Origin of the sequence: Actinospica sp. (genome assembly GCF_035552695.1) — a bacterium.
Taxonomy (GTDB): domain Bacteria; phylum Actinomycetota; class Actinomycetes; order Streptomycetales; family Catenulisporaceae; genus Actinospica.
Map to the genome: position 1 here is coordinate 1 of NZ_DASZKT010000272.1, position 22,063 is coordinate 22,063.

18 protein-coding genes and 3 pseudogenes are annotated in these 22,063 nt (G+C 69.1%); 8 read left to right on the top strand and 13 right to left on the bottom strand.

The genetic code is table 11. The features are described from left to right. The 6 genes and pseudogenes from VG296_RS30775 to VG296_RS33340 form a co-directional block, all read right to left on the bottom strand. A pseudogene (locus VG296_RS30775) lies at window positions 1–1,401 on the bottom strand (alpha-mannosidase); the annotation flags it as partial. 70 nt (window positions 1,402–1,471) lie between these two features. Beyond that, on the bottom strand, window positions 1,472–2,278 hold the full coding sequence (locus VG296_RS30780) for a carbohydrate ABC transporter permease (RefSeq protein ID WP_349259764.1): 807 nt from the start codon (window positions 2,276–2,278) through the stop codon (window positions 1,472–1,474). Window positions 2,279–2,325: 47 nt separating this feature from the next. Continuing rightward, window positions 2,326–3,273 (bottom strand): sugar ABC transporter permease, encoded by a 948-nt coding sequence (locus VG296_RS30785; protein WP_325572019.1) that lies wholly within the window; start codon window positions 3,271–3,273, stop codon window positions 2,326–2,328. Between the two features lie 7 nt (window positions 3,274–3,280). Next, window positions 3,281–4,621, bottom strand: coding sequence for a hypothetical protein (locus VG296_RS30790; RefSeq protein WP_325572020.1), 1,341 nt, complete (start codon window positions 4,619–4,621; stop codon window positions 3,281–3,283). Between the two features lie 188 nt (window positions 4,622–4,809). Next, complete coding sequence (locus VG296_RS30795; protein ID WP_325572021.1) at window positions 4,810–7,068, bottom strand: ROK family transcriptional regulator; 2,259 nt, start codon at window positions 7,066–7,068, stop codon at window positions 4,810–4,812. Window positions 7,069–7,080: 12 nt separating this feature from the next. Continuing rightward, window positions 7,081–7,188: pseudogene (locus tag VG296_RS33340) on the bottom strand (hypothetical protein); the annotation flags it as partial. Window positions 7,189–7,355: 167 nt separating this feature from the next. On the opposite strand from VG296_RS33340, the gene VG296_RS30800 reads away from it, so the two are divergent. The 4 genes from VG296_RS30800 to VG296_RS30815 all read left to right on the top strand — a co-directional run bounded on the left by VG296_RS30800 (window position 7,356) and on the right by VG296_RS30815 (window position 12,684). Beyond that, entirely contained in the window at window positions 7,356–8,576 is a 1,221-nt protein-coding gene (locus tag VG296_RS30800; RefSeq protein ID WP_325572022.1) for a helix-turn-helix domain-containing protein, read from the top strand. Between the two features lie 161 nt (window positions 8,577–8,737). Next, entirely contained in the window at window positions 8,738–11,059 is a 2,322-nt protein-coding gene (locus VG296_RS30805) for a molybdopterin cofactor-binding domain-containing protein (protein ID WP_325572023.1), read from the top strand. Window positions 11,060–11,067: 8 nt separating this feature from the next. Continuing rightward, window positions 11,068–11,544, top strand: coding sequence for a (2Fe-2S)-binding protein (locus VG296_RS30810; protein WP_325572024.1), 477 nt, complete (start codon window positions 11,068–11,070; stop codon window positions 11,542–11,544). Between the two features lie 12 nt (window positions 11,545–11,556). Continuing rightward, on the top strand, window positions 11,557–12,684 hold the full coding sequence (locus VG296_RS30815) for an XdhC/CoxI family protein (RefSeq protein WP_325572025.1): 1,128 nt from the start codon (window positions 11,557–11,559) through the stop codon (window positions 12,682–12,684). A 79-nt stretch (window positions 12,685–12,763) separates the two neighbouring features. On the opposite strand, the gene VG296_RS30820 is transcribed toward VG296_RS30815, so the two are convergent. Continuing rightward, entirely contained in the window at window positions 12,764–13,420 is a 657-nt protein-coding gene (locus VG296_RS30820) for a DUF4232 domain-containing protein (RefSeq protein WP_325572026.1), read from the bottom strand. A 185-nt stretch (window positions 13,421–13,605) separates the two neighbouring features. Between VG296_RS30820 and VG296_RS30825 the strand changes: the two genes are divergently transcribed. Next, a complete protein-coding gene (locus VG296_RS30825) occupies window positions 13,606–15,252 on the top strand; it encodes a serine/threonine-protein kinase (RefSeq protein ID WP_325572027.1) in 1,647 nt (548 codons plus the stop codon). A gap of 81 nt (window positions 15,253–15,333) precedes the next feature. Here the strand turns inward: VG296_RS30825 and VG296_RS33100 are convergent. The 4 genes and pseudogenes from VG296_RS33100 to VG296_RS30840 form a co-directional block, all read right to left on the bottom strand. Continuing rightward, window positions 15,334–15,596 (bottom strand): annotated as a pseudogene (locus VG296_RS33100) (IS256 family transposase); the annotation flags it as partial. Between the two features lie 94 nt (window positions 15,597–15,690). Further along, window positions 15,691–17,307 (bottom strand): molybdopterin-dependent oxidoreductase, encoded by a 1,617-nt coding sequence (locus tag VG296_RS30830; RefSeq protein WP_325572028.1) that lies wholly within the window; start codon window positions 17,305–17,307, stop codon window positions 15,691–15,693. Continuing rightward, complete coding sequence (locus VG296_RS30835) at window positions 17,304–17,855, bottom strand: hypothetical protein (protein WP_325572029.1); 552 nt, start codon at window positions 17,853–17,855, stop codon at window positions 17,304–17,306. The genes VG296_RS30830 and VG296_RS30835 overlap by 4 nt, the downstream gene beginning before the upstream one ends. An 83-nt stretch (window positions 17,856–17,938) precedes the next feature. Further along, window positions 17,939–18,139: a hypothetical protein gene (locus VG296_RS30840; RefSeq protein WP_325572030.1), complete on the bottom strand. Its 201-nt coding sequence runs from the start codon at window positions 18,137–18,139 to the stop codon at window positions 17,939–17,941. Between the two features lie 276 nt (window positions 18,140–18,415). On the opposite strand from VG296_RS30840, the gene VG296_RS30845 reads away from it, so the two are divergent. Beyond that, window positions 18,416–19,639, top strand: a complete 1,224-nt coding sequence (locus VG296_RS30845; protein ID WP_325572031.1) for a sensor histidine kinase — start codon at window positions 18,416–18,418, stop codon at window positions 19,637–19,639. Further along, on the top strand, window positions 19,636–20,298 hold the full coding sequence (locus tag VG296_RS30850; RefSeq protein ID WP_325572032.1) for a response regulator transcription factor: 663 nt from the start codon (window positions 19,636–19,638) through the stop codon (window positions 20,296–20,298). The genes VG296_RS30845 and VG296_RS30850 overlap by 4 nt, the downstream gene beginning before the upstream one ends. Before the next feature lie 294 nt (window positions 20,299–20,592). Here VG296_RS30850 and VG296_RS30855 read toward each other — a convergent pair whose 3' ends face one another. Both VG296_RS30855 and VG296_RS30860 read right to left on the bottom strand, forming a co-directional pair. Continuing rightward, the gene (locus VG296_RS30855; RefSeq protein WP_325572033.1) at window positions 20,593–21,288 is read right to left on the bottom strand and encodes an SDR family NAD(P)-dependent oxidoreductase; all 696 of its coding nucleotides are present in this window, start codon (window positions 21,286–21,288) and stop codon (window positions 20,593–20,595) included. 92 nt (window positions 21,289–21,380) lie between these two features. Next, entirely contained in the window at window positions 21,381–21,524 is a 144-nt protein-coding gene (locus tag VG296_RS30860) for a hypothetical protein (protein WP_325572034.1), read from the bottom strand. Between the two features lie 96 nt (window positions 21,525–21,620). On the opposite strand from VG296_RS30860, the gene VG296_RS30865 reads away from it, so the two are divergent. Next, window positions 21,621–22,049 (top strand): helix-turn-helix domain-containing protein, encoded by a 429-nt coding sequence (locus VG296_RS30865; RefSeq protein WP_349259763.1) that lies wholly within the window; start codon window positions 21,621–21,623, stop codon window positions 22,047–22,049. Window positions 22,050–22,063 lie beyond the last annotated feature (14 nt).

Below are 22,063 nucleotides of genomic sequence, written 5' to 3' on the forward strand. Positions count from 1 at the left end.
GGTGGGCACCTCGGCGAGATGGAAGACGAGCGATCCCGGAGTCAGCTCGTAGCGATCGATAAGCCGGCCGAAGAGTTCACGGCGGTGAATCCGGCGTAGCACGCGTTCCAGTTGCGAGGCGTCCATGCGCTCGTCGCTGAGCACGGTCGGCGCGATGGAGGTCAACTGCACGGGCCGCGTCGCGCCGTCCGCGGTGGTCGCGACCAGAGCGGTTCCCTCCGGCGGGGCCGTGACGTCCACTTCGACCAGGGCCGCGCGCGGGAACGTCAATGGGTTGGCGACCAGGTAGCCGTCGCCGGGCACCAGCGCGGCTCGCTCGGCCAGCGCCGCGTCCCGAACCGCGCGGGCGATGTGCGCGGCTTCGGCGAGCCGCGCCTCGACCTGATCGACGGTTTCGTCGGTGCCGGAGCCGACGACCGAGTCGTGCGCGGTCGACTCGATGATCTTGTGCCAGGCCAGCGACAGGAACCGTGACTCGTCCCTGCCGGACCACAACGCGTTCATCCGCTCGGCATGGTCGATGGTGCGCTCGGCGACGGCCATCCGCTGCTTGAGGCGAAGCCGAACGGACAGCACGCCCGGGAGAATGTTGCCGCGCACGTGGCTGCGCAGTTCGCCGGTGACGACGTCGGACACGTCGTCACGCACGTGTTCTCGGATGTACTCGTCCAGTGTCGCGATGGTGATCGCGCGCTCGGCGCCGGACACGCGCCGCAGCCGGCCGGCGAGTCCCGGATCGGGCGCGGCGTGGTCGGTGCCCGCCATCGCGAGCACCGGATCGTCACCCCACCGCTCGGCCGTCATCTCGGCGTACTCACCGAGTGCGCGCCCGATCTGATCGGGCACCAGCAGCACGTCCAGGCCGTTGTCGTAGCCGTCGAAGAGGAATTCGGTGCGCACCTCGGAGCCGTCCGGAGCGCGCCAGCGGAACGCGTGACCGCCGACGAAACCGGGCACGCCGCGCCACAGCGCCGCGTGCTCGATCCCGGCCCGCGCCAGGATCTGCGGCATCTGCGCGACATGGCCGAACATGTCCGGCAGGTAGCCGACCGGCATCGCGCCGCCGAGTTTCGCCGCGGCCGCCCAACCCATCCGCAGGTTGCGCACGATCGTCTCGCCGGAGCAGAGGAATTCGTCGAGCAGGATCAGCCACGGTCCGATGGCGAGCTGCCCACCGGCGACCAGGGCCGCGACCCGGTCGCGGTGCTCCGGGCGCATTTCCAGATAATCCTCGATCACGGCCAGCTGCCCGTCGGCGGTGAACCGGAAATCGTGATTCGCCTCGGCCGTCTCCAGCACGGTCTCGAAAGCGGTGACCAGCCGGTGCCGGAACACCTGGAAGGGCTCGTACCATTCCCGGTCCCAATGGAAATGGGGCACGAAGACGGCGGATTTCTGCATGGCAGACGGACCTTCTGTCGCAGGGAGCGTGGATAGACAGTCGTGGATAGGCAGTGCGGTGGACGGGAAGTTATTTGAGGGCGCCGGAGGCGAGGCCGGTGCGCCAGAACCGCTGGAGCACGATGAACACGACGATCACCGGCAGGATCGACACCAGTGAACCGGTGATCACCGACTCCTGCAGGAGCGGGACCCGGGCGGTCTGGCCGTTCCACTCGTAGAGGCCGAGCGTGATCGGGAAGAGTGACTCCTTCTGCAGCATCACCATCGGCAGGAAGAAGTTGTTCCAGATGTTGACGAACTGGAACAGGAAGATGGTCACCAGCGACGGCGTCATCAACCGGAACGACACCGAGAAGAACGTGCGGAACTCACCCGCTCCGTCCAATCGCGCGGATTCGAGGAGTTCCTCGGGTACGGCGGCAGCGGCGAAGATGCGGGCCAGGTACACGCCGAACGGGCTGACGATGCTGGGCAGGAACACCGCGAGATAGGTGTTGACCAACCCGGTCGCCGAGAACAGCAGGAACAACGGGAGCGCCAGCGCGGTGGTGGGCACGAGGACACCGCCGAGGATGACGGAGAACAGGAACTCCCGGCCGCGGAACTTGAACTTGGCCAGAGCGTAGCCGCACAGCGCGGAGATCAGCGTGCCGACGCCCGCGCCCAGCACCGCGTAGAGCACGCTGTTCAGCGCCCACATCGCGAAGATGCCGTTCTCGCGGCCGAACAGGGTGCTCAGGTTCTGGAACAGGTTGAAGTGCGAGAACGCCAGCCCGAAGGTCGAGACGAGGTCGCCCTCCGGCTTCGTCGCGGCGACGATCAGGAAGTAGATCGGCAACACGAAATAGACGGCCAGGACGCACATCAGGAACATCGACGCGCCGCGGCTGAGCGGGCTTTCGCGAGTGGCGGTCCGCTTGGTCACTGCCCGACCCTCCTCATGGTCAGTCGCATGAACCCGAAGCTCAACACGAAGGTGATCACGGCGAGCACGACGGAGATCGCCGCCGCCTGCTGGTAGTTGTTTCCGGACGCCACCGCGTAGGCGAGCATGTTCGGCGTGAACGTGCTGGAGATGTTCGACGAGATCTGCCGCAGCACGGCCGGTTCCGCGTACAGCTGGAGCGTGCCGATGATCGAGAACACCGTGGTGAGGATGATCGACGGGCCGATGATCGGGACCTTGATCCGCCACGCGATCGCCCAGTTGTTGGCACCGTCCAGCTTGGCCGCCTCGTAGAGCTCTTGCGGGATCGACTGGAGCGCCGAGAACATGATCAGCATGTTGTAGCCGGTCCACAGCCACGTGGACACGTTCGCCGTCGACCACAGCACGGCACCCGGGCCGAGGAAGTTCGGCTGCAGGCCGATCGACTTCAGCACGTCGACGACCGGGCTCAGCTGCGGCGAGTAGAGGAACGACCACATGATCGCCGCGATGACGCCGGGCACGGCGTACGGCATGAAGGCCGCGACGCGGAAGAACGACTTGAACTTCAGCAGCGGAGAGTCCAGCAGCAGCGCCATGACCAGCGCGAAGAACAGCATCACCGGGACCTGTACGATCCCGAACAGCCCGATGCGCCCGATACTGGCCCAGAACTCGCTGTTCTGGAACGCCTGCGCGTACTGCTGGAAACCGCCGAACGTCGTGTACGACGTGCCGTACTGGCCGCCGGTGCGACGCACGACCTGGAAGCTCTGCCAGATCGCGTAGCCGATCGGCACCAGGTAGAACAGCACGAACGGCAACAGGAACGGCAGCAGGAACGCGGTGATGGTGCCCGCCCGGGGGCCGCCGCCGCCGTGGCGTCGACGGCGGCGGCCGGGCGCTGCCGCCACGGTCGTGCGGGTTGCCAGGTCAGTCATACCGGGTTCAGTTCCCCGCGGCGGCCGGAATCGCCTGCTGCTTCATCGACGTCAGCGCGGTCGACTGGGCGGTCGAGAGCGCGCCGCCGAGCGTGCCGTTGCCGGCCGTCGCCTTGGCCATCGCGTCCTGCAGCGCCAGGTTCACCGTCTTCTGGGTGGGTCCCCAGGTGAAGGCGGTGTCGATGTTCTTGGACGAGTCGGCGAAGACGTCGAAGATCTTCTGGTTGCCGTAGTACGGAACGCCCTGCGACAGCGCGGGAATCTTCAGGCCGGCGGTGGCCGCCGGGTAGAGGCCGCCCAGTTTGTTCTCCAGGGCGAGAGCCTGCGGGTCGGTGTTCAGCCAGGTGTTGAACTCGACCGACTCGTACAGGTGCTGACTGCCCTTCATGAACGCGACGGTGGAACCGCCCCAGTCGCCCGACGATGTGTCGGAGCCCCACGTCGGCAGCGGGACGACCGTCCACTTGCCCGACTGGTCGGGCAAGTTGTCCCGGAACAAGCTGTAGGCCCAGGCGGCGCCGATGTAGGTGGCGACGTCGTTCTGCTCGTACGCGGCGTACATCGGGGGCGTGGTGTTGGCGAGGTCGGTGCGCACGAGCTTCGCGTTGATCAGGTTCTGCCAGTAGTCGGCGACCTGCTTGCTCTGCGCGTTGTCGACCGCGACGTGCCACTCGTTGCCCGAGTAGCTGTACATGTCGGACTTGGCCTGCCACAGCAGCCCGTTGAACCACTCGGCGTTGTTCGGGTCGAAGAACGTGATGCTCAGCTTGGGGTTCGCGGCGTGCAGCTTCTGCGCGTCCGTCGCGTACTCGGCCCAGGTCTTCGGGGGCTGGAGGCCGTACTTCTGGAAGATGTCGCTGCGCACGAAGAGGGCCATGGGGCCGGTGTCCTGCGGTATGGCGAACACGCCGGTGCCACCGAAGCTGGCCTGCGACCAGGTCCACGGCACGAACTCCGACTTGGCCGCGACGGCCGCCGAGCAGGCCGAGGCGTCCACGAAGGCGCCCTGGGTGCGCAGGTCGGGGAGTTCGTCGTAGCCGACCTGGGCCAGGTCCGGTGCCGTGCCGGCCTTGAGGGCGTTGCCGATGGTGCCGTACTGGTCGTTGGAGATGTTCTTGGTCTGAACCTGGACGTTCGGATTTTCCTTGTTCCACAGGGCCACCACCTGGTCCATGCCGGGAACGGTGTTCCAGTACTGGAGGGTGACCTTGCCCTTCGCGGGCGCACAGGACGGCGCCGCCGCGGAGTTCGACGGAGCGGACGAGGAACAGGCCCCGAGCAGGGCGACGCCGGTCGCCGCCGTGATGGCGACACCGGCGCGGCGGGCGCGGGTGAGGGAGAGACTCATGATTGCCTTCCAGAGACCGGCCGGTGACAGCCGAGTCGACGTTGACACCTCGGGCAGGAAGTCCCGATGCCTTCTGGTTGGTACGGGCAGGAGCAACGGCGTCGATTCGCGCGCCGAGCCTCGCGGCCGGAGTTACTAAATCATATATCCTAATTCGGCGCAACGATGTGCGGAGCAGAGTCGAACGGTTACTCCGCCGAGAGAAGCAGCGCCGACGGCCGCGGCGAAAAAGTGTTGTCGAGCACCAGGGTCGCCGCGCCGACGGCGGCGACGTCGACGGGGATCGCGGACTGGACGAACCGGACAGGGTGCGAGGACAGCAGGGCGGGGTCGTCGCGCACGGCGTCCGGCAACGCGTCGAGGACCACCGAGGAGATCCGCGCCCAGAACGGTCCGCCGAAGACCACCTCGTCGATGTCGAGCAGGTTCACGATCACCACGATCGCCCGGGCCAGAGCACGCGCCGCATCGGTCAGAATCGCGCAAGCCCCGGAATGCCCGGCCGTCGCGAGGGCGGCCAGCCTAGTGAACGCCGCGTCCACGTTGACCATGTCGTCGAGGTCGCCGACCTCCGCGGCCGGCAGCACGCCGTCGAGCACCGCCCGTTCCACGAGCATCCGCGGCACGGTGACGTAGCCGACGCAGCCCCGCCGGCCGCAGGTGCACACCGGACCGTCCGGATCGACCGTGACGTGGCCCGCGTCGCCGGCGTTGGAACTGACACCCCGTACGACCTCACCGGTCAGCGACAGGCCGGTGCCCAGACCGGTGCCGTAGTACATGAACGCGAAGTCGCGGCGGCTGCCGGGGCGCGCGAACCACAACTCCGCGACCACCGTGGCCGTCGTGTCCTTCTCCAGCAACACGGGCAGGCCGGTGGCCTCGGCGAGCGAGCGGCGCAGCGCCACCCCGCGCCAGTTGGGCAGCATCGGCGGATTCAGCAGCACGCCGTCGGCCACGCTCACCGGGCCGGGTGACGCGATGCCGATGCCGAGGACGCGGGACCGGTCGACGCCCGAACCCGCGATGAGCGCGTCGATCGCGTTCGCCATCTCCTCGATGACTCCGCTCGGGTCACCCGCGGTCGGCGTGCCGGTGCGCGAATGGTCCCGGACCGCACCGGACAGGTCGACGAGCACGTAGGTCACCGCGGCGGGATCGATGTGCACCCCGACCGCGAACCCACCGCTCGGGTTCAGCTTCACCACCGCCGCGGGCTTGCCGGGGCCGCCGGTGCGCATGCCCTGCTCGTCGACGAGACCGGCATCGAGCAGGCGCCGGCAGACCTTCGTCACCGTCATCGCGCTCAGCGCGGTCCGGCTGGCGATCTCGGACCGGGTGATCCCCTCCGGACGTCGGCGGATGGCATCCAGAACGACCGTCTGGTTGTACTCACCGACCGCAGGAAGATTCGTTCCCCGGTGATCCAATGCCGACCTCCACACGAGCCGTGACCTGCCGGAAGTGTAGCGGTGTAACCCCCGTTGACGGCCGGAGCCGGCGGCGGAGCGCGGTTCCGCCGCCGATCGGTGCGGCCGGAGCCACTGCTTTTCCTTGCCGAAGGTGGCGGTCAGGGACGGGCCGCTGCCCGTGGTCACCCCGACCTCGCTGGATTTCTCGTCCACGCCCGGGCTGTAGACGGCCGCGTAGCTGAGGTGGCCGGCGCCGAAGGAGAATCCGACGCACCAACCGGTGGCGAAGTTCTCGATGTCGGACTCCGTGACGGCCGAGCCGCCGTTCATGATCTTGCCGTATCGGAACGAGAACGAATTGCCCGCGGCGCCGACCGCCGTTCCGGCGGAAACGATGAAGTGTCCGCCGCGCGTGATGGTGACCGAGTAGTCCACACCCACACCCGAGCCACTCTTGTCGGATCCCGAGCCGTTCGGATTGTTCTGCTGCCGGATGGGCGCGCCCGCCCCCTGCGCCGGCCTCGGGGCCGCGAGGCATACGAATCGGGCGAACCCGGCGGAACAGGTGCTCATCGCGTTGCCCGGCGAGGTGAATCTGAAGCCTCCGACCTGAACGGACGGTGTCGGGCCTCCCTGGACCTTGATGCTGGGCATCGCGGTGAATTCGAAGACTTCATAGTCGAAGCCCGGCGGGATCGCCTTGGGCAGCGCGATGTGGAGTGCGTGCAGCACGTCGCCGATGATGTTCTCGGCCCGCACGGCCGGCGTCTTGGCCGGGGGTGTCGGAGGCCGGGCCGGCACCGTGACGCCGCCCCAGAACAGCGACCAGGCGCCGGGATCGAGGCTGAAGAACAGCGGCGGCCACACCGGCTTGTACACCGGCGGCTGGAGATGCCACGGGCCGCCGGTGAAGCCGCTCCAGCCCCCGCCTCCGCTGCTACCGCCACCGCCGCCGCCGCCACCACCGCCGCCGTTGCCCGGAAGCGTCTCGAGGAACTGGTAGCTGCCGCAGCGGCCCTCGGCATCGCACGGCATCTGCCCGGTGGGGTCCTCGTCCGTGGTGGGGTTGTTGCCGCCGTAGTCGTACCCGTTGAGATTCTGCGGGCTGCCGGTCTCCAGAATCGGGTCGAGGCTGAGGAATCTACCCGTGGCCGGGTCGTACTCGCGGTCGCAACCCCATCACGTAGCTGACCTGTATGGATGCCACTATCGGCAACTACAGCCGGTGTGCGGCTTGTGGGATCAACACGCTGAATGACGCACCGGACGAAAGCTGGAAGCGATGACCGGTGATATGCGATGCTGGCCCGACGATGAGTGACATGGCACGTCGCGACGATGCGAGGCCGGTGCGGTTGCTGACGGAGAGCATGCTCCTGCGCGTCCCCGCCCTGACCGATCTGCTGGTGCGCACCATCTACGAGCAGAATCCGGCATATCGCCGCTTGCGCTCGGTGCCGCGGGAGGATCTGTGGCGGTCGTGCCACGACAACATCACCCGCATCGTCCAGCTGATCGCCGACGTGGACGACGCGTACGACACGGGTGGCGACGAGCGTTTCGACGCGGCGCACGCGACCGGCAGCAGGCGGGCGCAGCAGCGGATGCCGCTGGAGGACGTTATCAGGTCGTTCCGCTTGGGCGGTCGCTTCGTCCGGACGGCGCTGATCGAGCAGGCCCGCGTGCAGGGCGAAGTGGACACCGATGCCCTGCTGGAGCTGGTCGGCCGGGTCTGGGACGCCGTCGACGCCGTGTCATCAGAGGTCGAGGTCGCGTACCACAACGCGGAGCGTCAGCTGGTGCGCGCGGACGAGCAGCGCCGAGCGGCGCTGTGGGAGGGCCTGCTGCAGGGCAGAGCCAAGGATCTCGCCTTCGCGCACGACGTGGCGCGCACGATCGGCCTGCCGGTCGGTAGTCCGTACGTGGTGGCGGTGGTGGACGCACACGAAGACGGCGAACGATCCGAGCAACTCGTCACGAGGGTGCGCCAAGCGCTGGCGAGTGCGCGGATCGAGTCCGCCTGGCAGATGAGGGCCGATGCGCTGGTTGGCTTGATGGCGCTCGGTGAGCACTCCGTGGACGCGGCGCTGGCCGCGTTACGGGAGTCTCTGCGAGTTCCCGCGGGCGTGTCGGGAGTGGTGTCCGGATTGGCGGAGGCAGATGTCGCCTACTGGCAGGCGACGCTGGCCCGTCGAACGCTGGCCGGCGGCGACGTCGCCGTGGTCGAGCTGGAACAGCGACTGCCGGAGGCGCTGCTGCTCAGCTCGCCGGAATTGGCCGAGCGACTGGTCCAGCGGTGGTTGGGTCCGGTGATGAGACTGCCGGCCGGAGAACGCAGACCCCTGATCGACACGCTGGAGACGTGGGTGCTGTCCGGCGGCTCGGTCCGGCGGACCGCCGAGCTCGCGCACTGCCATCGGAACACGGTGCTCAACCGGCTGCATCGGATCACCCAGCTGACCGGGCACGAGTTCGACGGCGGGGAGTTCGAGATCGAACTCGCCCTCGCACTGCGCGCCGTTCGCCTCCTGGAATCCGCCTGACGCGGCCACTACTCACTCATTCGAGTGACCAGGGCATACCAGTGTGCACAGCTGTGTCTGGTCAAGTGTGGGCATCGCGGCCATGTTGGCGGCCGTGTCGGTGCTGGCACACTTCGTAGCCTTCCACGGCCGTTTTTCGAGAGCTTCATAAAGGAACGCGCATGGCTGAACAACGTCGTTCGCCGCAGCACCACCGCTCGTCGAAGGCACTGCTCGATCGCCGCCGGTTCATCGGATTCCTGATCGCCGCGCCGACGCTGGCCGTGGTCGTCGACTGGTCGCAGTCGCAGTCCGCCGAGGCGGCCATCCCGACCCTGCCGCAGCCGGAGGACCTGTTCGACCTCGGCGACCTGCAGAACCTCGCCGCGGCCCCGACTTCCGGGCTGATCTCGGTGCGGATCAACACCGATGGAACCGCGTTCTTCGCCGTGCCGCGCGCCGAGGTCGGGCAGGGGATGACGACGGCGATCGCGATGATGGTCTCCGAGGAACTGGACCTGCCGATCGACAAGGTTCAGGTCGGGCTCGCCGACGCGCGCCCGGAACTGCTGATGAACCAGCTGACCGGCGGCTCGAACTCGATGCGCAGCATGTACACCCCGGTCCGCACGGCGGCCGCGATCGCCCGGCAGCGGCTGATCGACACCGCCGCCGCGCAGTGGGGCGTGTCGGCCGATCAGCTCAGCGCGAGCGCGGGCACGGTCACCGGGCCGGGCGGGCGCAGCGCGTCCTACGGTTCCCTGGCCACCGCGGCGGCCAGCAGCACGACCATCGCGGTGGCGGCCACGCTGAAGCCCGCGTCGCAGTTCGGCGTGCTGGGCACGCCGCGGGGCCGCATCGACGCACACGACATCGTGACCGGCCGCAAGCAGTTCGCGATGGACATGCGGGTGCCCGGCGCGCTGCCGACGATGGTCGCGCGGCCGCCGACGATCAACGGCAAAGTCGTCTCGATCAACAACGAGTCCGCGGTGCTTGCCATGCCCGGCATCACCGACGTCGCCGCGATCAGCACCGGCGTGGCCATCAGGGCCCAGACGTTCGGGCAGTGCATTGACGCGATCCAGGTGATCGACGTGACGTGGGGCCCCGGCACGGTGGACGGCGAGTCCGACAGCACCGTCCTCACTGCTCTGCGGGCCGCGCAGCTGCCGATGCTCGTGCCGCCGCTGCTCACCGAGACCTTCGACGCAGAGTTCGTATTCGCGTTTGCCAGCAACACTCCGCTGGAGCCGGACTGCGCCGTCGCCGACGTACGTTCCGACAGCGCGGAGATCTGGGCCAGCCTGAAGGTGCCGATCGTCGCGCAGTCCGAGATCGCCGCGAAGCTCGGCCTGCCGGTCGGCGCGGTCACCGTGCACGTCGCGCAGGGCGGCGGTTCGTTCGGCCGGCACCTGTTCCACGACGTCGCGATGGAGGCTGCCGAGGCCTCGCAGAAGATGGGCAAGGCGGTGAAGCTGTCCTGGTCGCGCACGGACACCTTCCGGCAGGGCCGCGCCCACCCGATGTGCACGTCGCGCGTGCGGATGAACTACCTGCTGGGCAACGTCATCAGCTACGAGCAGCGGCACACTAGCGTGCAGACCGACTTCGGGCACGGACTAGGCGAGATGATCACCGCGACCGCCGCGTCTCTGCCGGTGGCCGGCAACCTCAGCTTCGCCGAGACCATCTTCGAGCTCACCCAGTCCTCGCCGTACGACTTCGGCGTCACCACCCAGCTGCTCAACGAGGTCCCGCTGCAGTTCAATACCGGCAGCATGCGCAACATCTACTCGCCGAACGTGGTGTGCGCGCAGGAGCTCGTGGTCGACCAGGTCGCGGCGAAGCTGGGCCAGGACCCGCTGACGTTCCGGAAGAACTTCCTGCGCGACTCGCGTGTCCTCGCGGTACTGAACAAGGCGGCGCAAGCCGGGGACTGGGGCCGGACGATGGCACCCGGCACCGCGCAGGGAATCGCGGTCCACACGGAGTATCAGGCCGCGATCGCGGTGCTCGTCGAGATCGACTGCACGTCCACGACGGTCAATCGGCCGATCACGGACGGCGTGACCGGACCCCGGGTGACCAAGGCACTCATCGTCGTCGACGCAGGGTTCTGCATCAACCCGACCGGGCTCGAAGCGCAGATGATCGGCGGAATGCAGGACGGCATCGCACTCGCGCTGACGTCCAGCCTGCACATCAAGAACGGCATCCCGCTGGAGGGCAGCTGGGACGACTACTTCTACACGCGGGAGTGGAACGCGCCGCCGGACCTCCAGGTGATCATCATGCCGAACACGAGCGACAGCCCCAGCGGTGCCGGAGAACTGGCCGTCGCGCCGTCCTTCGCGGCCGTCGCCTGCGCCTACGCCAGGGCCACCGGCAAGATGCCGACCTACTTCCCCATCAACCACAACGGTCCGCTGGCCTTCACGCCGCTTCCGCTGGAGCCGTCCACCCCGCAGTCGCCGACCGACGGCCTGAGCCACACGTTCTGAGGAAAGCCATGACCACACACACTTTCGTGCTCAACGGGCAGCAGGTCAGCGCCGACGTGGACGACGATGTACGGCTTCTGTGGGTGCTGCGCGACGTGCTCGGGGTGACCGGGCCGAAGTACGGCTGCGCGCTGGACGTCTGCAAGGCGTGTACCAGCCACATCAACGGCAAGGCTTTCAATCCGTGCTCGGTGCAGGTCAAGGACATCGAGCCGACCGACGAGATCACCACCATCGAGGGCCTGCCGGCGACCGTCGGCACGGAACTTCACCCGATGCAGCAGGCGTGGCTGGACAACGACGTGGCCCAGTGCGGCTACTGCCAGCCCGGCCAGATCATGGCCGCCGTCGCCCTGGTGAAACTCGTCCGGTCCGAGAACCGGGAGATCACCGACGCCGACCTCGACTCGTTGCGCAACATCTGCCGCTGCGGGACGTACTCGCGCATCCGGCAGGCGGTTGTGGACGGCGCGAAGAACATGTGAGGTTCGCCGACGGTGCGTGATCTTCTTTCCCACCTTCGTGGGTGGTACGCCGACGGTGGCCGGTTCGCGCTGGCCACCGTCGTCGACACCTTCCGCTCCGCGCCCCGGCAACCCGGCGCGGCCATGGCCGTATCCGGGCGCGGCGAGGCCGTGGGCAGCGTGTCAGGCGGCTGTGTCGAGGCCGCCGTGTACGAGCTCGCCCGCGAGGTCGTCGAAAGCGGGCAGCCGGTACGGCAGAGGTATGGCGTCTCCGAGGACGACGCGTTCGCCGTGGGACTGACCTGCGGCGGCGTCGTCGATATCCTGGTCGAGCCGATCGACTCCGCAAGCTTCACGGAGTTCGCGGAGGTCGCTGACACCATCGACGCCGGGGCCCCGGTAGCCGTCGCCACCGTCGTAACGCAGGGTCCCGCGTTGGGCCGTCGGCTCATCGTCTGGCCGGACCGGGTGAGCGGCGGGCTCGGCGACGCACGCCTGGACGCCGCCGTCGTCGACGATGCGGTGGCCATGCTCGAACAGGGCACGACGATGGTCCGCCACTACAGCACGCACGGCCGACGGCACGGCACCGACGTCTCAGTGTTCGTGCAGGCGTTCGCTCCGCCGCCGCGGATGGTCGTCTTCGGCGCGATCGACTTCGCCGCCGCCGTCGCCCGCGTCGGCAAGTTCCTCGGCTACCACGTCACGGTCTGCGACGCGCGACCGGTGTTCGCCACCCGGCGCCGATTCCCCGAAGCCGACGAACTGGTCGTCGACTGGCCGCACCGATACCTCGCCGCCGAGCAGGACAGCGGCCGGATCGACGGACGCACCGTGCTGTGCGTACTGACCCACGACCCGAAGTTCGATGTGCCGCTGCTCGAGGTGGCGCTGCGTACCGAGTGCGGCTACATCGGTGCGATGGGCTCCCGCCGCACCCACGACGACCGGTCGGCGCGGCTTCGCGAGCGCGGCCTGTCAGAAGCCGAACTCGCCCGCCTCTCCTCGCCCATCGGCCTCGATCTCGGCGCACGCACCCCTGAGGAGACCGCCGTCTCCATCGCTGCCGAGATCATCGCGGCCCGTGGCTCCGGCACCGGCAGACCCCTGTCGGTCACCGACGGCCGCATCCACGGCGCGATGATCGGCCCGCTGCCTTAGAGATGCCGCCTTGGCCGGACACGGCGAAGCCCGCGAGCAGTCCGCCGTACTCCTCGGCCGGTGGCCGGCACTCCCGCCCCTACTGGCCGGAGGCTCCGGCCACCACGGGGAAGACCTGGAGGTCCGTGCACATGTCCACGGGCGGGTCCGACTTGATCGTGTCCTTCGTGTTGGGCGGCGTGACCTCGAGGTAGCCGCCGTCCATGCCGGGGCAGTTCGCGGCGTTCGCGGTTCCTCCACCGGTCGGGTTCACGGACCACTCGAGCATCGCGGAGGCGCTGGAGCCGGGCGCGAGGGTCACCGTCTTCACGGCCGTGCCGCCGCTGACGCGCGTGGCGTTCATGCGGGGCGAGAAGTTGTACGAGCCGTTTTCGGTGACGTCGGCTCCCGGGTAGCCGTAGAGGGTGCAGGCCGTCGAGCCGGTGTTGGTGAACACCAGCACCGAGCCGGTGTGCCCCATGCCCGAGCTGCCCTGGTTGATCTTGAGGGAGAGTTGGCTGCCGGTGCAGCCGGCCGTACCGCCGCCGGCCGCCTGCGTGGAGGTGCCGCCGCCGGCGGTGGCGGTGCTACTCGTACCGCCGGTGGAGCCCGCGCCGGTGGAGGTGACGACCGTCGCGCTCTGCGTCGAGCCGGCCGACGCTCCGGTGCTGCCGTTCGAGGCGCAGCCGCCGAGCGCTGCCGCGCCCAGCAGGAGTGTGCCGGCCGCCGTCGCCTTGTGGAAAATCCGACTGCTCATGGGAATCAGTCAACTTTCAGTGCGTAGTGGGCCACGCTGTTCGAGGACAGAGACGCGTCGGCCCACGCACAGTTGATCACGATGCGATAACGGCGAGCGGACGGGCTCGCCGCACCCGGCCCGGGCTCGTACGGGATCACTAGAGTCGTGCGCGGTGACCGACGTCTGCCTCGAGGAGGCTCGAGATGGCCCTGGTACCTCTCCGGCAGGGGGACCCGTCACGGATAGGCCGGTTCCGGCTGTCCGCGCGGCTCGGCGCCGGCGGCATGGGCGTGGTCTACCTCGGACAGGCCAGGGACACAGGGCAGGTCGCGATCAAGGTGATACGCCCTGAAGTGGGGGACGAGGAAGAGTTCCGCGCCCGCTTCAGTCGCGAGGTCGCGCTGCTCACCCGGGTCCAGGGGCTGTGCACCGTCCGCGTCGTCGAGGCGGACACCGAGGCGGACAGCCCGTTCCTGGTGACGGAGTACGCCGCGGGCCCGTCGCTGTCCGAGCAGGTCAAGCGCGGCGGACCGGTGGACCCCGAGATGCTGGTCGGTCTCGCGACGGGACTGGCCGAGGCGCTGGTGGCGATCCACGGCGCGGGCGTGGTGCACCGCGATCTCAAGCCCGGCAACGTGATCCTCACGCAGGCGGGGCCGAAGGTCATCGACTTCGGCATCGCCCAGGCTCTCGACGGAACCGTGATGACGCGGACCGGGAGGTCCATGGGATCGCCCGGGTTCATGGCCCCCGAGCAGATCACCGGCGCGTCCGGGCAGGAGGCGGACATCTTCGCCTGGGGATTGACCGTGGCCTACGCGGCGAGCGGCAGGCAGCCGTTCGGCTCGGGGCCGGCCGAGGTGCTGCCGTACCGGATCGTCCATGGGACCCCTGATATCGCCGCGGTGCCGCCCGCCCTGCTCCCCCTCGTCGAAGCCGCGGTGTCCAAGGACCCGAACACGCGGCCGACCGCCGCCGAGCTCCTGGCCTGGCTGACGGCCGCGGTGAACCCGGAACCCGGTCACGGGCGCGTCGAGTCGCAAGACGAGGTCGCCACCTCCGCGCAGCGGGTCCTGTCGCAGACCTGGCATCCGGCCGCCGCATCGGAATCGGGATCGGGATCGGGATCGGCGTCGGGATCGGCCGCGCGGCCGTCGCGCGTGCGTACCAGGGCCCTGCTCGGCGGCGCCGTCGCGCTGACCGTGGTGCTCGGCGCGGGCGTGACCTATGCGATCGACACGGGGACGTCGAAGTCGCCGGCGGCGCCCACCGTCACGTTCGGCGGCTATACCGGGCGCGAGCCCTCGGCGATCCAGATGGACGCCCGCACGGGCGGCGAGACCATCGAGGACATCCGCTGGACCTCCTGGACGGCGACGTCCGCCTCGGGAACCGGCGTGCTGGGCTCGGTCTCGGCGCAGGTCGAGCTGTCCGTGCCGGAGAACGGCCGCTTCACCCGTATCGGCGAGACGACCTCAGGCGCGTTGGTCGTCCAGTTGTACCCGAACGGCGACTGGCCCGTCGGCGCCACCGCGGCGATGAACGCCGTCTGCACCAAGCCCGCTTCCGCGCGGCTTCTCGCCGCCTTTGACGCGGCCTCGACGTCGGTCCGGGACGGCTGGACCGCCCCCGGGGCCGACCTGTACGGCTTCGACGGCATCGAGTGCTGGAAGGAGTGGGTCGTCGCCGACGTCTCCGGGAGCGGCGACGCCAACATGGTCTTCTCCGTCTCCGGCGGACTGCATCTGCTGCCCCAGTCCGACATGCAGCAGTTCAGCGCCGTCGTCTGCAGCGATCCGAGCGCCCCGACATCGTGGAAGGGCCCTGATACCGGCCTCGCCGCGTGCTAGACCGAAACCGGGCGGACGTGAGTTGACGCGGCACGAGCATGAGGTTCGGCGCCCAAACCGCCGTACGACCGCCGGGCTCACCAGCTTCGGAGTCTTCCGCGCCCACGGCGGCAGGATCGTCGAGGAGAACCGCTTGCGTACCCCGGTCGCTTCGTCCAAGCGTCTGTCATCTACGCGCGGGGCGTTGACCTCGACCGCACCGGCGCTCGTCGCGATCCGCCGCGACCGGTGAAAGCCGTTGCGCACCGCCAGCCGACGCCCGGCCTAATCCCGAACGTCGGCCAACTCGAGCAGGTACGAGAGTCGACCTCGGCCTCCAGCGCAGCCGCCAGCATCCGGATTGCCGGGACTGCCTGAGGCGACACTGTCCACCGGGCGAGCCCACGCCACGGGAATGCGGCCACGCGGTTAGCCGGGGTGGCCCCGAGTGATCTCCCGTCAGGAGACCTGGATGTTGATCGTGTGGTATCCGGTGGCCCCGTTCGGAACGGTGCCTTGCACTGCGGAAGTCTGTAGGGCGCCGGTCGCGTCCGTCGCCCGGACGCTCACCGTATGCCCGCCTTGCGCGGCATCCGCCCACCGGTAGGACCACTGCCGCCAGGTGTCCGGGGTGTCCGACGCGGCGAGCGTGGTCTCCAGCCACGGCCCGTTGTCGATCTGCACCTCGACGGCGGCGATGCCCCGGTGCGTGGCCCACGCCGTGCCCGCGAGGACGACCGTCCCGGCCGAGACGGTCGCGCCGGACCGTGGCACGTCGATCCGGGACGCAGTCTTGACCGGGCCCTGCGGCGACCAGCCGTTATCCGTCCAATACGCGGAGGACTGCGCATAGGTGGTGAGGTTGAGGTCGGTGACCCATTTGGTGGCCGAGACGTAGCCGTAGAGGCCGGGGATGAGCACGCGGCAGGGGAAGCCGTGCTCGATGGGCAGGGCCTCGCCGTTCATGGCGACCGCGAGCATTGCCTGTCGGCCGTCGAGGGTCGCTTCGACCGGGGAGCCGATGGTCATGCCGTCGGTCGAGGTAGAGAGGATCATGTCGGCGCCGGACCGCACGCCGGCCCGGCGCAGCAGCGGGGCCAGCGGCGTGCCCAGCCAGCGTGCGTTGCCGCAATACGAGCCGCCGACCGGGTTCGAGACGCAGGTGAGGGTGAGGTCGTGTTCTTCGAAGGCGTATTTGAGGAGTTCGTCGAAGGTGATCTCGAAGGGCCGGTCCACCATGCCGTGGACGGTCAGTTTCCAGGTATTCGGATCCACCTGCGGGATCGAGAGCGCGGTGTCCACGCGGTAGAACTGCGAGTTCGGGGTGAGGAACGGCCCGAGCCCGGGAGTGTTCGGGTGCACCGAGGCGGGCGGCTCCGGCAGCACGCTCTCCGGCTTCGGCAGCACCACCGCGGCCCGTGCGGCCGAGGCGTTGTACCGCGTATCGATCCACTGCTTCGCACCGAATCCACCGACCAGCGCACCGACGGTCGTGCCGAACGCGCCGAGTAGGAAGCGCCGCCGCTCAGTCGGCCCGGCCTCCGGATCCGCGTCCGCGGCGGCCAGGATCGTCAGCCAGCGCAGGACCAGCACAGTCACGAGTCCGGCGAGCAGCGAGGGGAACAGGAAGCCGGCGCCGGCGTTCGCGCGCGTGGCGGCGGCGATCATCCCGACGAGGCCGAACGCGGCGGCGATGTAGCTCGCGAGTGTCAGATGTCTGCGAGCGAGGATCCCGACGGCGGTCGAGAGGAGCGCGAGTGCGACGTATACGCCGATGAGCAGGGCGCGCTTGTCGTGGTTGCCGAAATTGCGGATGGCGAACTGCTCGAGCGAGGTCGGCGTGTGGCTGATCGCCCACTGCCCGACCGCGACCGCGGGCGACGCCGCCTCCCCGGTGAACACGGACACCAACTCGCCCGCCGCGAGCCCGGCTCCGGCCGCTACGAGCCCCGTGATCGCCCCGCGCAGCACGCTGCCCGCTCCGCGGACCCCGGGTCTCGGGCGGGCGACTGCATCGTCGTCGTCTTCGTCGTACTCATCGTCGTCGTACTCATCGTCGTCGTTTTCATCGGTCACGGCTTCGTGCCGTTCATGACGTTGGCGATCGGTCCGATGAGGAACCAGACCCCGCCCACGCCTTGGCCCTTCGTCTGGCCGGGAGCGGTGTCACCCTCGTAGTAGTAAAGCGGGTGGCCTCCGTACGTGACCTGCTTCGTGCCGTCGGTCCGGGTGGCCGTGCCCAGGTCGCTCTGCAGCGTGTACTGGCCGGATATGGTGACCGGGCCGGTCGTGAGAAGCGGGGGCCAGGCCTTGGCGCACGCGCCGTAGCATTCGGACGTCGTTCCCTTGTCATGGGTGAAGAGGTAGAGCGTTCGACCAGCCGAGTCCGTCAGCCAGATGCCCGCGCTGCCCTTGTCCGTCTTCAGCATCAGCGTCGAACCCGAGGCCGTCGAACCCGGCATCGCGGAGGCGGTCGCCGTCGCCGTCGAACTGGTGGCGGTGGTGGCCGTAGCCGCTGCGGAGGTGCCACTGGACGAACCGCTGCTGCAGCCTGCCGTCACCAGCGCCAGAGCGGCGAGCGGGAGGCCGAAGCGAAGCGCTCGCGACGAGGTCCTACCGAGCATGACGATCCTTTCCGAAGCGCGGACTCATCAACGATCCGCACAGAGTGAGGCACTGCGGTCAACACGGACCCCGTGCCTGAGGTTCAACGTCGACCGATTCGCCGCTTCGCTACGCCGCTGATCAGGAGCCCCACTCCGACGAGGGCCACGACGAGGCCGATGACCAACCACTGAGAATGTCCCGACATCGCGCCGCCGCCCACAGCGCCGGCACCTTGGAGTGCCCACAGCGCACCGATTACGAGCAGGATCGCTCCGACGATCGGTCGCACCCGCGTCTTCATGTGTCGCTCCCTCGGCCTTACCCGCGCGCATCCGCTCCAGCGGACGATCAAGGGCAACACTCTCGCCTTGGGACTGCCCCGCAGATCCTCCGCAGTGATGGAGTTCGCGTACCGCGGCCGCGGCAATCCACGGAGCGCTCCTACAACGGCTGCGGTAGACCGAGCGACGCGCGCGCCACTCCTGACGGCCGACCGGGAGCCACGACCGCTTATGGTGGCTCTACCCGCACCGGCCAGGAACTGGTGACGACGCGATATCGCCGGAAGGAGACGGACATGGCCTCTCTGGCGAGCGGTCTCAGGGGCGTGACATCGCCGCTGACCGGCGGCTTGGCCCGGCGGCCGCTCGCCGTGGACGCGGTCGCCGCCATATCCTGCATACTCGTCACCGGTCCGATCATGATGCTGCTCGCCCACCACAGCGCCATGACCGACATGCGGTGGGCCGGAGCGGCATCGAGCGTGAGCTGTCTACTCCTGCTGGGTGCTCGTCGATGGCCGCTCTCGACGGTATGGGCGACCGCCGCACTCTGCGCGACCGTGATGGCTCTACTTCCGCAGGCGCCGCCATCCGCACCGGCGGTCGCGGCGTTGTTTCTGCTCGCCGCCCGAACCAACCGCCGGACCGTGCTGCGCACCAGCGCAGCGGTCGGCATCGCGCTCACCGCGGAAGCCTTCGCGGTGCGTCCCGGGCTATCCACGTTAGGGGCCAATCTGGCCGTCGCCGCGTGGACGCAATTGCCATCCGCCCTCGGAGACGCGTTCCGCAGCAGGCGGGAACTGCTGGTCTCCTACAAGGAACGCGCAGAACGTGCGGAGGCGACGAGTGAACAGGAGGCACACCGCCGCGTGGCGGCCGAACGCCTGCGCATCGCCCGAGAGCTCCACGACGTGGTGGCCCACCATCTCACCCTGGTCAATGCGCAAGCAGGGGTGGCTCACCACCTCGTCCGCCAAGACGCGGAGCGCGCCTACGAGGCTCTGGGCCAGATCCGCGACACCAGCCGGGCGGCGCTCGACGAGCTGCGCGCGACCGTCGGCCTGCTGCGCCAGGCCGACGACGACGAACCACGCGCTCCGGCACCCGGGCTGCGCGACCTGCCCGCGTTGCTCGATTCCTTCCGGCACGCCGGACTCCCGGTCGACGTGCAGCGCACGGGACCGTACGACGCCGTCCCGCCGCTGACCGACCTGACGGCGTACCGCGTCGTCCAGGAGGCGCTCACGAACGCGGGCAAACACGTCGGCGGCGCCCGCGCCCAGCTGACGATCGCGGTGCGCGACAACAGACTCGAGGTCATCGTCGCCGACGACGGCGGCGACGGCCGGATCACCCGCGCGGGCACCGGTCTCGGGCTGATCAGCCTCAGGGAGCGTGTGCGCGCGGCAGACGGAACCCTGCAGGCCGGCCCGAGCCCGGAGGGCGGATTCCGGGTGCACGCCGTGCTGCCCCTGCAGCCGCGCAATCACGCGCTGACCCGATCCAGGGACCATGCATGAACAACATCCGTATGCTCCTGGCAGACGACCAGAGCCTGCTCAGAGCCACCTTCCGCATCCTGCTGGAGACCGTCCCGGGCATCGAGATCGCGGCCGAGGCACGCGACGGGTCCGAGGCCGTGGCCCAGGCGATCCGGCACCGGCCGGACGTCGTGCTCATGGACATCCGCATGCCCGGCCTTGACGGAATCGAGGCGACGCGGACCATCACCGGCGACGACAAGCTCTCCGCCGTCAAAGTGCTGATTCTGACGACCTTCGAGACGGACGAGCACGTGGCCGAAGCGCTGCGGGCCGGAGCAAGCGGCTTCGTGGGCAAGGGCATCAATCCGCAAGAGCTGATCGATGCCATAAGAACGGTTGCCGCCGGGGACTCACTGCTCTCGCCTGCGGCCACCCGAAGCCTGATCAACCGCTTCCTCGCGCAAGATCCCCCACCCCGGCGCGTCGCCCCCGCGCTGCAGAGCCTGACACCGCGCGAGCGCGAGGTCGTGGTACTCGTCGCGACGGGACTGTCCAACGACGAGATCGCCGCCCACCTCGGCATCTCCGCGCCCACAGCCAAGACGCACGTGAACCGCGCCATGGCGAAGCTGCACGCCCGTGACAGAGCCCAAGTCGTCATCGCCGCCTACCAAGGCGGACTGGTCCAACCTTGAATCAGCTGGTTCGGGGTTCAAGCCCCTGACGGGCGCACTGAGATTGACCGGCCCGGATGCCTCATGGAGGCATCCGGGCCGGTGATGCGGTGGGGCTGCGGTGGGTCCAGGACTCGCGAACGGGACCCATGAGACGGACGTCTCACCATGTCTGGTCAAGAGTTGGCTTAGGTGCGGTGACGCAGCGCCGTCGCACCGTCTGTGTACGATGCGGCGGCTTCACGCTGCGCCACTTTCGATGCTCAGGCGGCACCCTGTCCGTTGGTGAGCATGCGGGTGGACGAAGCGCCCTGCTTACCGCGTCTGATCCTGGTGTACGCCGGTGAAGACGCTCTCGGCTTGCTCGCGGTGGACGTGCAGGTCCCAGTAGACGGGGGCGATCTGGTCGGCGGTGGCCGTGGGGGCGCCTTGCGGACCGTGGTCGCCGATCCACACACCGATGGCGACGTGCGCGGCCTGGATGCCGGTGCCGGTCAGTTCGCCGTGCAGGTTGATCGCCCAGTTGCGCAGGGCGGCCGCGGCGGCGTTGATGTTGCCGAACATCGGGATCGGGCTGACCGAGCCGGCGCCGGTGGTGTACAGCAGGGTGCCCGCGCCGGCCGCGCGCATCGCGGGCAACACCGCCCGGGTGGCCGCAATCGCCCCGTAGAGCTGGGAGTCGATCTGCGCCTGGACATCGGCCGGCGTGGTGGCCGACGGGGTGGTCATGGCCGTGGTGTCCGCGTGTCCGAGCGGGGAGTATTCCAGGACGTCGATGCCGCCGAAGTAGGCGGCGGCGTCTGCCAGAGCGTGGGTGAGCTGATCGTGGTCGAGCACGTCGGCGGGGAACGCCGCGGCGGTGATGGACTGCGCGGCCAGGGCGGCGACGAGATCCTCGAGTTTGCCGCGGTTGCGCGCGATCAGGGCGACGTCGAAGCCGCGGGCTGCGAAGGTGCGGGCGATCGCCAGGCCCATTCCGGGGCCGGCGCCGACGATGGCGATGGTGGGCATGAACAGTCCGTTCTCACAAAAGGGAGCGCCGCTTGTCAGGGGGCGGTCACGTGACGGTCAGGGCTTCGGGGCCGTGGATGGGGTGGCGCCGGTCAGCCGCGGGCGGAGACGGCGCGGTTGCCGGGTTCGCATTTCGGGGCGTCGCCGGGGGCGGAGGTGACGCGGTGCGCTTCGTTCCGGGCCGTGCCGGGCCCGTACCGGGGGCAGGTCGTCTTGGCCCAGATCTCCACCTGCACGACGCACCTTCAATTCCTACGATTTGTTCGTAGCGCCATGATGGGCCAGTATCGGAGGCGGTACAAAAGGAACATCGGTGTACGCGACGGAGAGGAATGTGCGCCATGCACGCCACCAGCGATACCGGCGATACCGGCGGGGCAGCGGCACTCGGGCCGTGCGCCGGCATCCCGGCCGAGCACATGGACTTCATCCGCCAGGTACTCGACCGCGTCGGTGACAAGTGGAGCCTGCTGGTGATCGCCGTGGTCGAGGCCGGGCCGCTGCGCTACACCGACCTGCAGCGCCAGGTCCCGGGCATCTCCCAGCGCATGCTCAGCCTCACCCTGCGCCAGCTCCAGCAGGACGGCTTGATCTCCCGCGCCGCCTTCGCCGAGGTGCCGCCCCGCGTGGAGTACGCGATCACCCCGCTCGGCCGTGGCTTGCGGGAGATCGCCGCGTCCCTGATCGGCTGGGCCGCCGACCACCACGACGAGATCGTCGCCCACCGGGCCCGGGCAGCGGGCGAGGCGCGGGCTGCCTGAACCCGGCCCCGCTT